General features: G+C 60.1%; 11 protein-coding genes. 3 read left to right on the forward strand and 8 right to left on the reverse strand.

The genetic code is table 11. From position 1 onward, the window contains the following. Nucleotides 1–200 precede the first annotated feature (200 nt). On the forward strand, nt 201–1,403 hold the full coding sequence (locus V6617_RS16300; RefSeq protein ID WP_338607973.1) for a cytochrome c family protein: 1,203 nt from the start codon (nt 201–203) through the stop codon (nt 1,401–1,403). A gap of 84 nt (nt 1,404–1,487) precedes the next feature. Then, nucleotides 1,488–2,429 (forward strand): glyoxylate/hydroxypyruvate reductase A, encoded by a 942-nt coding sequence (locus tag V6617_RS16305; RefSeq protein WP_338607974.1) that lies wholly within the window; start codon nt 1,488–1,490, stop codon nt 2,427–2,429. Here the strand turns inward: V6617_RS16305 and V6617_RS16310 are convergent. After that, nucleotides 2,423–3,766, reverse strand: coding sequence for a leucyl aminopeptidase family protein (locus V6617_RS16310; protein ID WP_338607975.1), 1,344 nt, complete (start codon nt 3,764–3,766; stop codon nt 2,423–2,425). The two genes, V6617_RS16305 and V6617_RS16310, sit on opposite strands and share 7 nt — an antisense overlap. Nucleotides 3,767–3,916: 150 nt before the next feature. Here V6617_RS16310 and V6617_RS16315 point away from each other — a divergent pair, with 150 nt between their 5' ends. Then, nucleotides 3,917–4,675 carry a tetratricopeptide repeat protein gene (locus V6617_RS16315; RefSeq protein WP_338607976.1) on the forward strand — a complete coding sequence of 253 codons (759 nt, stop codon included), beginning with the start codon at nt 3,917–3,919 and terminating at the stop codon, nt 4,673–4,675. A gap of 22 nt (nt 4,676–4,697) precedes the next feature. On the opposite strand, the gene V6617_RS16320 is transcribed toward V6617_RS16315, so the two are convergent. The 7 genes from V6617_RS16320 to V6617_RS16350 all read right to left on the reverse strand — a co-directional run bounded on the left by V6617_RS16320 (nt 4,698) and on the right by V6617_RS16350 (nt 12,551). Further along, nucleotides 4,698–5,690: a type II secretion system F family protein gene (locus V6617_RS16320; RefSeq protein WP_338607977.1), complete on the reverse strand. Its 993-nt coding sequence runs from the start codon at nt 5,688–5,690 to the stop codon at nt 4,698–4,700. Nucleotides 5,691–5,697: 7 nt separating this feature from the next. Continuing rightward, on the reverse strand, nt 5,698–6,675 hold the full coding sequence (locus V6617_RS16325) for a type II secretion system F family protein (protein WP_338607978.1): 978 nt from the start codon (nt 6,673–6,675) through the stop codon (nt 5,698–5,700). Between the two features lie 2 nt (nt 6,676–6,677). Beyond that, entirely contained in the window at nt 6,678–8,153 is a 1,476-nt protein-coding gene (locus tag V6617_RS16330) for a CpaF family protein (protein ID WP_338607979.1), read from the reverse strand. A 21-nt stretch (nt 8,154–8,174) separates the two neighbouring features. Then, nucleotides 8,175–9,452, reverse strand: a complete 1,278-nt coding sequence (locus V6617_RS16335) for an AAA family ATPase (RefSeq protein ID WP_338607980.1) — start codon at nt 9,450–9,452, stop codon at nt 8,175–8,177. A gap of 64 nt (nt 9,453–9,516) precedes the next feature. After that, on the reverse strand, nt 9,517–10,845 hold the full coding sequence (locus tag V6617_RS16340; protein WP_338607981.1) for a type II and III secretion system protein family protein: 1,329 nt from the start codon (nt 10,843–10,845) through the stop codon (nt 9,517–9,519). Between the two features lie 45 nt (nt 10,846–10,890). Beyond that, nucleotides 10,891–11,796, reverse strand: a complete 906-nt coding sequence (gene cpaB / locus V6617_RS16345) for a Flp pilus assembly protein CpaB (protein ID WP_338607982.1) — start codon at nt 11,794–11,796, stop codon at nt 10,891–10,893. A gap of 278 nt (nt 11,797–12,074) precedes the next feature. After that, the gene (locus V6617_RS16350) at nt 12,075–12,551 is read right to left on the reverse strand and encodes an A24 family peptidase (RefSeq protein WP_338610749.1); all 477 of its coding nucleotides are present in this window, start codon (nt 12,549–12,551) and stop codon (nt 12,075–12,077) included. Nucleotides 12,552–12,637: the final 86 nt, after the last annotated feature.

Genomic DNA, 12,637 nt, shown 5'->3' on the forward strand with positions numbered 1-12,637 from the left:
GGATTGTCGCACCCGGCCTATGGCGGTTGCGTGGGCCGATGCTTCCATTATATGGTCCGCGCGCGGGCTTGACGGTCGAATCCGTGGCTTTGGCGCAGGTGTGGAAACACCCTGCTTCCCGGATCGCCGATCGAAGGCCCGTATTTTGCGTTCTGCTGCCGGCGCTCGGGCGGGGATAACGGTACGGAGAGACCGAGGTTATGAATTCATTTGAACTCAACAAGATTTTTGGCGCCATCCTGGGCACCTTGGTCTTTGTGATGGGTGTCGGCTTTATCGCTGACGAGATTTACGCTCCGATCGAAGGGCGCGGCGCAAGCTACGACCTGCCGGAGCCCGCTGCCGAAGGTGAGGGCGGCGGCGAAGAGGCACCTGAAGTGCCTTCGATCGCTGCCCGCATGCAGACCGCTTCTGCCGAAGAAGGTGCGAACCTGATCACACGGTGCCAGTCGTGCCACGACTATTCTCCGGCAAACGAGAACCGCACCGGACCAGGCCTGTACGGTGTGGTCGGCCACCCGATCGCCAGCCATGAGGGATTCGCTTATTCGGACGCCTTGGCAGCGCTGGGCGCCGATGGCGAAATCTGGGACTACGAACATCTCGATGGCTTTCTTGAGAGCCCGCGCGATTACGCGCCGGGCACAAAGATGAGCTTTGCCGGCCTGTCGAACCCTGAAGATCGCGCCAATCTTATCGCATTCCTGCGTGAAAATTCGGACGATCCCTTCCCGCTTCCCGAGGCTCCTGCCGAAGACGAAGCTGCACTCGCCGAGGGCGAGGGCGGTGATGAAGCGCCGGTCGAAGACGAATTGACCGCTGCATTGGCGGCCGTCACACCAGAGGACGGCGAGGCATTGATAGTTCGCTGCCAGGCCTGCCACGATTATTCGCCGGCGAACGCCAATCGCGTCGGCCCGGGAATCCATAATGTGGTCGGGGCCGATATCGCTCATCACGAGGGCTACTCCTATTCAGACGCCCTGGCCTCACTGGGCGCCGAAGGTGAAACCTGGACGCCGGAAAATCTCAGCGCGTTCCTTGAAAGCCCGGCCGATTTCGCTCCCGGCACACGCATGAGCTTTCCCGGACTTGCCAATGTCGAAGATCGCGCAGCGCTGATCGTCTTCCTCAATTCGATTTCGGACGATCCTATCGATCTTGGTGGTTCGGATGCGACAGAAGACGCTCCCGCCGACCAGCCTGTGCTCGATGAAGTCGAACAGCTCAATCTCGAGGAGTCCGCCGAAGGGGACGACCCGGTGGTGATCGACGCTGAAGAACCGCAGGTCGATCCCACACCGCAGAGCGAAGATGCCAGTTCCGGCCAAGGCCAGCCGGCGGGCGATACGGTCGAGGGCGCGGCTGGATCGGACAATGCGCCCGAAACGACAGCCAACTGATCGTTTGCCATACGCGCGAACATGTAATTGCGGCCGCGCCATCTGGTGCGGCCGTTTTCTTTAAAGACAGGTGGGGAGGGTTCAATGGCGCTGTTATTGCATTTGACCGGCATCGATGAGGCGGGCTGGGCGAAAGGGTTCCGTGAGGCGATGCCCGGTTATCGCGTCGTGACGCGAAGCGATGCATTCGACCCCGCCGAGATCGAATTCATCTTTGTCTGGAAGCCGGCAACCGACGCTTTTGAGGGCCTCGATAACCTCAAAGCGGTCCTTTCCCTCGGCGCTGGTGTCGATGCCCTGCTCGAGCATCCCGCCCTGCCCGAAGTGCCTGTCATCCGGTTTGTCGACGAAGAACTCACTCATTGCATGAGCGACTATGTGATCTCGCAGGTCACCATGCATCAGCGACTCTTCACACGCTATGCGGCCCACCAAAAAGCCAAAGTCTGGAGCCAGCTCTACCCCCCAGCCAGCCATGAAATTTCAGTCGGCATCATGGGCCTGGGAGTCCTGGGGACCGACGCCGCGCTAAAGCTCAGGGCCGTCGGTTTTTCCGTTAACGGCTGGAGCCGCTCTGCCAAGTCGATCGAGGGCGTTGAAGGGTTTGCCGGTGACACACGGTTTATGGACTTTCTGGCAGCTACCGACATATTGGTCTGCCTGTTGCCGCTTACCGAGGAAACGCGCGGCATCTTGAACATGCAAACTTTCAAGGCACTGCGCCGCGGCAGACTTGTGGGCGGGCCTGTTCTTGTCAATGCGGCCCGTGGCGGGCACCAGAAGGAAGCCGACATCGTTGCTGCGCTCAAGGATGGTACGCTGGGCGCCGCCAGTCTCGACGTCTTCGAAACAGAACCGCTGCCCCGCACCAGTCCGCTCTGGGAGATCGAGACCTGCTTCATCACACCCCATATCGCGGCGATATCGAACGAGCACAGTGGTGTGCGCTATTTCTCACAGATCATTGCCGACCATGCGGCCGGCAAGCCATTGCGCAATGTCGTCGACCGGGGCCGGGGCTACTGACCGTAGCGAGCCTTGAGCGCACCATAAAGCGCCCTTATGGCTTGGTCGGTGCCGCCATATGGACGGCCCGGCCGCGCTTCTGGCGCCCATGCAAAAATGTCGAAATGCATCCATTCGGTCTCGGGTTTGATGAACCGGTTGAGAAAGAGGGCAGCGGTGATCGATCCCGCCAACCCGCCGGTTGATATGTGATTGACGTCAGCGATCTTTGAGGCAAGCAATTTGTCATAGCCGTTCCAGAGCGGCATGGGCCACAGCGGATCGTCGATCGCCATGCCGTGCTCGACGAGCGTTTTTGCAAAGGCCTCATCGCGGGCATAGACAGGCGGCAAATCCGGGCCAAGCGCTACACGAGCCGCACCGGTCAGCGTCGCCATGTCGATGATGAGGTCAGGGCTTTCCTCGTCGGCTAGTGCCAAAGCATCGGCAAGGATCAGTCGCCCTTCGGCATCGGTATTGCCAATCTCGACTGTCAGCCCCTTGCGAGAGGGCAGCACGTCACCGGGCCGGAAGGCATTGCCGGCGATGGAATTTTCGACCACCGGGATCAGAACACGCAAGCGTACCTTGAGGCCGGCCGTCATTATGGCGTTGGCGAGCCCAAGCACGTTAGCGGCACCGCCCATGTCCTTTTTCATCAGCGCCATGGAGCTGCCGGGCTTGATATTGAGCCCGCCCGTATCGAAGGTGACGCCCTTGCCCACCAGTGTCAGCTTGGGATGCGCTGCATCACCCCAGCAAAAATCTACAAGCCGGGGCGCCTGGCCGCTGGCTCGACCAACCGCATGGATCATCGGAAAATTGTGCGCCAGCAGGTCATCGCCGCGCACGACCTTGGTCGGAACATTGTGGGTTCCTGCAAAATCGGTGATCCACGCCTCAAACGCGTCAGGGCCAAGGTCATTGGCCGGAATGTTGACCAGATCGCGCGCGATGAATGCCGAGGTGACAAGGTTTTCGATCTCGGCGGCGTCGGCCCCCTCGGGAAGCTCCAGCACCGGCCGATCCTTGGCCTTGGTATAGCGGTCGAAGCCATATGCCCCCAACCGGAAACCCAGGGCCGCCAGCGTCGGGTCGCCGTAATCGCCCTCCAGCCGGTATGTGCCCGACGGAAGCGCCGATGCGGCAAGGCCAAGGACCAGCGCCGAACGGTTACTCTTTGGGCCAAGGCCGAAAAGGTAGGTCTCTATTTTTCCCTCGGTATCGGGCAAGGCCAGCAGCCTGCCCGATTGACCGGCAAAACCATTGCTCCGTGCCCAGGCCTTGTGCGTCTCGCTGAGACTGGCCGCGTCGACGCCGTTTTCGGCAACACAGATGATGGGCAGGGATTTGGGCATGAAAAACTCCGAGGCTGGATGTGTCCCGTTTGTATCCGCTGGCCTCCGGGACCGCAATCGATGTGGGACGGGTTTAACCCGGCGTTAGGGTTAATGAATTACTTCTTGAACGGATCAGGTACGCGCGAGCGCAGGGCGCCGGGAGTTGGAATGGGCAAATTTGGTTTGGTGTTGCTGGCGGGTGTCGCTACCATCGCCTTGGCTGGATGCGCCACCAATCGATCCGGAGCGTTGAACGCCGACTACGCAAATCTTTCCGGACCGCAGATCCAGTCAAGCGTGGCCGATCTCTCCCAGCGCTATGCCCAGGATCCACGCAACAAGGTGCTCGGCATCCACTATGCTGCCGCCCTTCGGGCCGCGGGCCAGGTCGAGCCTGCCGTCACTGTGCTCGAAAATCTCATGTCGGTTCATCAAGGCGATCCTGAGTTGGGCCTTGCCTATGCCAAGGCGCTGTCTGCGGCCGGCCGCTTCGAGCAGGCTCTGCGGGTTGTGGACAATGCGATGAATCCCGTAACACCCGACTGGGACGCGCTTTCTGTGCGTGGGGCCATTCTCGATCAGATGGGACGGCCCGCAGAAGCGAGGCAGGCTTATAAGCAAGCGCTGCTTCTGGCACCCAACGAAGCACGGCTACATGCCAATATGGGGCTTTCCTACGCCATGACGGGTGAGCTCATCCAGGCCGAAACCCATTTACGTCAGGCGGCAGCCCTGCCCGGCGCAACCTCAAAGGTGCGGCAGAATCTGGCGCTCGTCCTCGGTCTGCAGGGTCGGTTCGAGGACGCACGCGCCCTCTATGCCGCAGAATTGCCGCCCGAGCAGGTTCAAGCCAATATGGAATACATCCGCGCGCTGCTGACCCAGCAGGACCGCTGGCAAGCCATCCAAAACGACACGCCGGCCTGAGCTGGGCCCCGCTGCTGTCCCGTCAGAGCGAGGTGACGGTGATGATGGCCGGCGCCATGATGATGATAAAGAGAACCGGCAGGAAGAAGACGATCAGGGGGACGGTCATCTTGGGCGGCAGCGCGGCCGCCTTTTTCTCGGCTTCCATCATACGCGCGTCTCGCCCTTCTTCGGCCATGACGCGGAGCGCCTGTCCCACCGAGGTGCCGTAGCGCTCGGCCTGGATGAGCGCCGTCATCACCGAACGCACGCTGTCGAGTCCGGTGCGCCGGGCAAGATTGTCATAGGCGCGGGTCCGATCTTCAAGAAAGGACAGTTCGGCCGTCGTGAGGGTCATTTCCTCGGCGAGTTCAACACTTTGAAGCCCGACTTCCTTGGCAACCCGCTTTATGGCGTGCTCGATCGACATGCCCGATTCAACGCAGAGAAGGATGAGATCAAGCGCATCTGGCCACGCCTTCTTGATCGAGCGCTGGCGTTTCTGAATCTTATTGCGCAGCATCAGAACGGGGATGTAAGCCCCGACCAACCCCACGCCCACGGCATAAACTATATTGAGAAAGAGCGGACGGTCGCCGGGCGTAATGAAAATGAGATAGAAAGCACCGAGCGCAAAAAAGAGAAAGGGAGCAACGAAACGCACGAACAGGTGCTTTGTCAGTTCGCCCTGGCCACGCAGGCCTGCCTGAGCAAGGCGGTCCATCGTGTTCTCGTCCACAAATGCCTTCTGGAGCGAAAACCGCTCGACTGTGGACTTCATATAGGTACGGGCATCGGCACCGCGAATGTTGCCCCTCCCGCCTTCCTTACCATCGGCCTGGTTGCGCAAACGGGCCATTTCACGCGCCCGCATCTGTTCGCGCTCTATGGCCACCTTCTTGATGCGGTCCTTGCGTTCGACGCGCTCGAATATCTGGGAGCCGAACGTAAAGACGATCGCAGCAGCCGAAATGGCCGCAAAAACTGCGATGAGAAAGTCGGGATTGACGATCTGGTCAGCGAGGCTCACGCGCAAATCTTCCCTAATAGTCGAACTGGATCATACGATTCATGACGAACACACCCGTCATCATCATACCCGCGGCAACACCAAGGCAGATCGTACCGACACTGGTGGTAAAGAGCGGCGCCAGGTAGCCGGGACTGATCACGGATACAGCACCGATAACGAAAACAGGCAGGGCGCCGATAATCATCGCCGAGGCCTTGGCCTCCGAACTCATCGCCTTGACCTTCGCTTTCATCTTTTTGCGGTTGCGCAGGACGATGGCGAGGTTTGACAACGCCTCGGAAAGGTTGCCGCCCGACTGCTGCTGGACGGTAATGACAACGATGAAGAAGTTGACCTCGGACAACGGCACGCGATCAAAAAGTACAGGCACCGCTTCGGCCATGCTCTTGCCGACGGACTGTTGATCGAGAACGCGCATGAATTCCGATCGCACCGGCTGCTTGACCTCCCGGGCGACGAGCCGAATGGAGTCGTTGAGCGGCATGCCGGCCCGGACGCCGCGAACGATGGCCTCGACGGCGTTCGGCAATTCGTCGAGATAGGCGGCCTGATACCTCTTGCGACGCCAGCCGAGATAGATATTGGGCAGGACATATGCACCCGCGGCCGCAATGACCGCGGCAAAGGGCAGCGGCACCTGCACCACGACCAGGATTACCAACAGAGCGACGCCCAAAATAATCGAATTGCGCACCCAGACCTTGAAGGTGGTCTTGATCCCGGCCTGAAATATTCTGTGTTTCAGGGTCTTTTTGGCGCGGCGCGCATTGAGCTGATCGGATTGCTGCTTGAGTGCATCCTGCACCGTGCGGCGGCGCGTTTCTCTGGTCTTGTCGGCGGTAACGGTCTGACGGCGCACCTGAACGTCGGCCTGCAAGGCTTTCATGCGTTTGTCAGCCCGACTGGACCCCGCCAGCGCAGGCACGAAGGCAACGCCAAGCGCTCCAACGCAAACCAGGACAAGAATGCCGAGGACGATTGGGCTCATGGTCAACGCATCAGTTCGTGTTGTTCGACATTTGCCCGCTCCAGCGCTTCGACCAGCGCCATTTCCTCGTTGAAGTAGCGGGCTTTTTCGGTGAACTGGGGCTTGGTAATGCCGGTCGAGCGGTGGCGACCGAGGAGGGCCCCGTTGGCGTCTTCGCCCATGATGTCATAGAGGAACACGTCCTGGGTGACGATGACGTCGCCTTCCATGCCGAGCACCTCTGAAATATGGGTGATGCGGCGCGAACCATCGCGCAGGCGAGCGGCCTGGACGATCACATCGATCGACGACACGATCATCTCGCGAATGGTGCGGCTGGGCAGCGCGAACCCGCCCATGGTTATCATCGATTCAAGACGGGAAAGGGCTTCGCGCGGCGAGTTGGCGTGCAGCGTACCCATGGAGCCGTCATGGCCGGTGTTCATGGCCTGGAGAAGATCGAACGCTTCAGGGCCACGGACTTCGCCGACGATGATCCGCTCGGGACGCATGCGCAGGCAGTTCCTGACCAACTCGCGCATGGTGACCTCGCCCTCGCCCTCGAGATTGGGCGGGCGGGTTTCAAGGCGCACCACATGGGGTTGCTGGAGCTGCAGTTCGGCCGAATCCTCGCAGGTGATGACGCGTTCGTCTTTGTCGATGAAGGCAGTCAGACAGTTGAGCAGAGTGGTCTTGCCCGAACCTGTACCGCCGGAAATCAGAACGTTGGCCCGCACGCGGCCCAGAACGCGCAGCACTTCGGCACCCTCGGGAGAAATCGAGCCAAACTTGACCAGCTGCGGCAGGGTCAGCTTGTCCTTTTTGAACTTACGAATGGTGAGCGTTGGCCCATCGATCGAAAGCGGCGGCGCGATGACGTTGACACGAGAGCCATCGGGCAGGCGCGCGTCGCATATGGGAGAGGACTCGTCAACGCGACGGCCCACCTGGCTCACAATGCGCTGGCACACATTCATCAGGTGCGCATCGTCACGGAAGCGCACATTGGTCAGCTTCACCCGGCCACTGACTTCGATATAGCAGCGCTGAGAGCCGTTTATCATGATATCGGCGATGTCGTCGCGGGCCAACAACGGTTCGAGCGGACCATAGCCAAGAACGTCATTGCAGATATCGTCGAGCAGGTCTTCCTGCTCGGAAATTGACATGACGAAATTCTTGAGCGCGATGATTTCGGCGACGATGTCGCGAATTTCCTCACGCGCAGAATCCTGATCCATCGCGGCGAGTTGCGACAGGTCGATGGAATCGATCAGGGCCGAAAAGATCGAGGACTTGGTCTGGAAGTAGTTCTTGTCGCGCCCATTGGGTTCGACGTTGTCGACACCCTCTTCGATTCGTGTCGTTCGTTGGGCTTCGGACGTCGCGATCGCCGACTGCTCGCGGGCGCGTTCAACCTCCTGAGTCTCGGGAGGAGGCGCGGGGCGACTCGGAGCCGGCTGGGTGTTGCCACCGAAACTCGCACGCTTGCCGAACATCGTTTAAAGCCTTCCTTGTAATTACGCCCGCTTGCGCATGCGAAACAGATCGGGGAGCCGGATTCCGGAGGGGCGGCTGCCCGCCTCGGCGCCGGACCGCCCGGTCAGTTCCAGTCCAAGCGTGCGGAAAATGTCATTGACCTTGTGAGTCCCCGAGACCTCCGCAATCATCTGGCCGTTGTTGGCGGCGGTCCCGAACAGGGCCGGCTCAAACCCGATCTGGGCAGCGAGACGGCATTCGATCGATGAAGCGAACTCCGCCGCGGGGATTTCCGGACGCTTGGAGATACCCGTTTTGTTGACCACGATAATGGGGTCGCTGTCGCTCGGGCGCATGGCCTTGACCGCATCGGCGATCGCCTTGGCATTTCGCAAATTGGCTAGGTCTGGCTCGGCCACGATCACCACCTCATCGACAGCAGCCAAAGTATGGCGCACCCAGCCCGTCCACAGATGCGGTATGTCGAGAATGACAACGGGTACGGTTTTCTGGCTGAGTTCGATAACCTGTTCGAAGCTGCGCTCTGTGAGATCGTAGGCTCTGTCGAGGGTGGCCGGTGCAGCGAGCAGCGAAATGTGATTTGCCGCCTTGCTCATCAGCCGATCGAGCATCACAGCATCCATCTTGTCGCTGGCATAGATGGCATCTGCAATGCCTTGCGGCGGATCCTGATTGAAGTCGAGCCCGGCGGTTCCGAAGGGCAGGTCGAGATCGACCACAAGAACGTCCTGGCGGATCGAGCGGGCGATGGCCCAGGCAACGTTATGGGCAATGGTGGACGCCCCGGCGCCGCCCTTGGCCGAAATAAAGCCCATGGAACGGCCGATCGGAGCTGCGCCTTCCGATGCAAAAAGATCGGTTATAGCATTGATGATTGTCGCGCTCGAGGACGGCATGACCAGATATTCGGAAACACCGGCGCGGATCAGGCTGCGATAGAGCATGACATCATTGACGTGGCCGATGACGATGACGCGCGTCGAGGCGTCACACACCTCCGCCAGTTTTCCCAGAGCGCTTTCGATCTGGTCTGCGGGCAGCGTGGTTTCAACGATGATCAGGTTGGGCGTGGGATTTGTGCGGTAAGTTTCAACCGCCCCTTCCAAGCCGCCATTGTGGGTCGTGAGGGCCACCTTAGACATTCGCCGGTCGTGCGTCGTGTCTTCGATGATCTGCGCGGTCTGGGAGTGCTCACAGAAAGCCTGGATCGTTATGCGCGGGATCAGCCGTGCCCCGCTTACGGTCTCGGTGGGTGCCTCGGATGCATTTGCACGATCGTCGTTGTCGATAAAGGTCATCGTTTCTACCCCAAGCGGGACGTCTCAAAAAGGGCGCGCCGGCGGCGATGCCGGAGCGAAGGGATCAATCGAGCATGAAGCCCACGGAACCACGGAACTGTCCGCCCCCCGCGCCGCCGACCCCGTACATGTTCTCCATGCGCCCAAGGAACATGGCTTCTGCATCTGACGAGGGCTCGTAGAAATCGTCCGGCGTGGCCACCGGTGCCACACTTGGCTGGGCAATCACCGGCGTGACCAGGATCACCAGTTCGGTCTGGGACGTGCTGTATTCGTAGGACCGGAACAGCGCACCGAGGATGGGGATGTTGCCGAGCCCAGGCAATTCATTGATCTGGCGCCGTGTGCGCTCTTCGAGCAATCCTGCGATCGCCAGGGTCTGGTAGGCCGGAAGTTCCACCGAAGTGGACGCGCTGCGCGAATTGAGGGCACCCGAAATCGTATCGGAGATTTCGGAGACTTCGGTATCTATATCGAGCGCGATCAATCCATTCGAGCGCACGGTCGGTGTGAAATTGAGCTTTATGCCATATTCCTTGTAGTCGTAGCTTTCCTCACCGTCGGTGACGACGCGGATCGGCAACTCACCGCCGACGTGGAAATTGGCTTCTTGCCCCGACATTGCCGTAAGCACCGGTTCGGCGAGAAGGCGCAGGGCGTTCTGGCTCTGCAACGCCTGCAGCGAAGCGTCGATGGAGAAATTGCCCTGGCTGAAATCGCCTGAATAACTGCCTGCGGTATCGCCGATTGTGGGATCCGAATTTATGCCCAGGTTAAGCGCGCCAACCGAGAGCGAACCGGACAGATTGATTCCCAGAGCTTTCGCCGCGTCACGCTTGATCTCGGCGACTACGACTTTGAGCGCGACCTGCTGACCGCCTGCAACGTTGATGACGGAAGTGACATTGGCTTCTCCGCCCACATATTGCGCGGCGATGGCAACTGCCTTTTCCATGTCATCGCCGGACTGAACATCGCCCGAAAGAATGACAGAATTGGCAAAGGACTGCACCTGAACGCGAGAGCCAGGCAGCAGCCGATTGATGGTTGCCGCAAGGCCCGAGGAGTCCTGGGCAACCGAGATCTCGATCACCGCAATGCCTGCACCCGAGGAATCGAGGAACAAAATATTGGTTTCGCCCGGAGCCATGCCCTGAATGACGGCACGGGTCCGTGTCCGCATCAGGGCGTTAGCCACGTTTGGCTGGGAGACGATAACCTCTCCGGCCTCAACCGGCAGATCGATGATGATCGATTTATTGACCCCGATTTCCACGTATTGGGTGCGCCCCAGCTCGCTCTGGGCAATTCGCAGATGCGGCGAAGTGGCCCCCAGGGCCTGTGTGGCACCAAACAGGGTGGCCAGCAGCAAGCCTGCAAACAGGGCTCGCATCAGATCAACTCGAGCGGCGAAAGGCTGTTTCGGAACGAAGAGCATCTATCTGACCTCGATGACGGGCGACAACGGCTGGGCCGACACCGTTGGATCGGCTGGATTGTCCAGAGCCGAGACCGACGTGCCGGAGGACGGAGTAGTACGTTGCGCGCTGGATGTAACGGATTGGGACTGTCCGTAGCGGACGAGCCTTACGGTCTGGCTGCCGCCATGATCGTCCGCTGCGGTCTGCCCGAAATCGACAACCGAGCGCAGAACAAGCGCCAGCCGACCGACGGACCCGGACTGCAAAATGGTTTCCGACTGGGCAGGCGTGAGCTCGAGCGTGGCGATCTCGGCTTTTTCAAAGACCTGGGAAGAGGGGTTATCGGGATCGACCTGCCCGCCGGTCGTACCGACCTCACCGAGCCGCGTACCAATTGCCAGAACGCGAACATTTGAAAGGATTGTTTCGGAATAATCGCCACCGGAAGGGGTGAGAACGACATCGACGCGGTCGTTGGGTACGATGTATCCCCCCGACGCCGAATCAGGGTTTACCGAGACCGAAACGGCTCGCATGCCCTGTCCGATGACCGCCGAGAGATAGCCTTGGGTCGAATTGACGAGTTTGGCTTCGCGGATCGGTTCGCCGGCGAAAAATTCGAAACGGGCCACCGAGCCTGTCACCTGCTGGGGCGCATCGGGTACCGCACCGGCCGTGATGAATTCGGAGCGCACGCCGCCTTCGGGCCAATCCTGCCAGCCCACGTCCGCTTCGGTCAGGCGCTGTCCGAGGCCGATTGCCCGCGTTGCGACCAGAACCTGGGCGCGCGATTCGGTTTGCACTTCAAGCGCTGCGGATTCGGTCTCTTGTGGTCGGGGATTGTTGCCGCGTGTCGCCAGGAACGCCGCGAGCCCGCCCGCGACGATGGCAACCACGATGAGCAGAATACGCGCCGGTTTCATCTGACCCTACACTCCCACTAGCCCATGCCTGTCGCGGCACCTGCATTGTTTTCGGGAGACAGCACACCTCAGCGCTTTGAGCCCCCGCAACGATCAGCCTTGGCACGCCATATTTGGATGCGCTTACGGCCTGATGGGGCAACTATTGCCGGTAAAGGGTCAAAACTTGGTTAATTGATGCTTTTTTGCAAAGGTTAACCAATGGTTTAGAGGAAGAGCTTCCTGCCCAACGCGAAACCTTGTGCTCAACGAGCGCAAGGCGACGGCCCGGCAAGACTTCAAAGTGTGCCCAGTTGATCGAGCAGGGTCTGCTGGACAGCCTGATTGGTGACCAGACGCTCATAGATCAGGGTCTGCGGATAGATCAGCATGGCCCCGATCGCCAGAGCAATACCATAGGGCACCCCTGTCTTGGGATGATGCAGGCGCTGTATCCAGCCAACGCTCAGGAGCGGGGCCGGTAGCGCCCAGCGGCGACCGATGACAAGGGCCAAGGTCAAAACGCCGCCCAGAACGGCCGCGTAAAGAAGAAAGGGCAGCATGAACTCAAAGCCCATCCACATGGCGATCCCAGCCGCCAGCTTTGCATCCCCGCCACCGATCCAGCCCAGAGCAAACAGGGTGAAAGTGACGGCCAGCACCAGTGCGCCGGCGGCCAGATGCATGCCGATCAGGGTCGGGCTCATGCCCACGACCAGAGCGACACCTACAAAACCGACAATAACACCGGCAACGAGCGCGTTCGAAATGCGCATGGTGAGCAGATCTGAACAGGCAGCAAAGGCCATCAGAAGCGGGAATATCAGTGCGATCAAGGGATTGAACATTTGCAATATTGGTC

Source organism: Pelagibacterium nitratireducens (assembly GCF_037044555.1).
Taxonomy (GTDB): Bacteria; Pseudomonadota; Alphaproteobacteria; order Rhizobiales; family Devosiaceae; genus Pelagibacterium; species Pelagibacterium nitratireducens.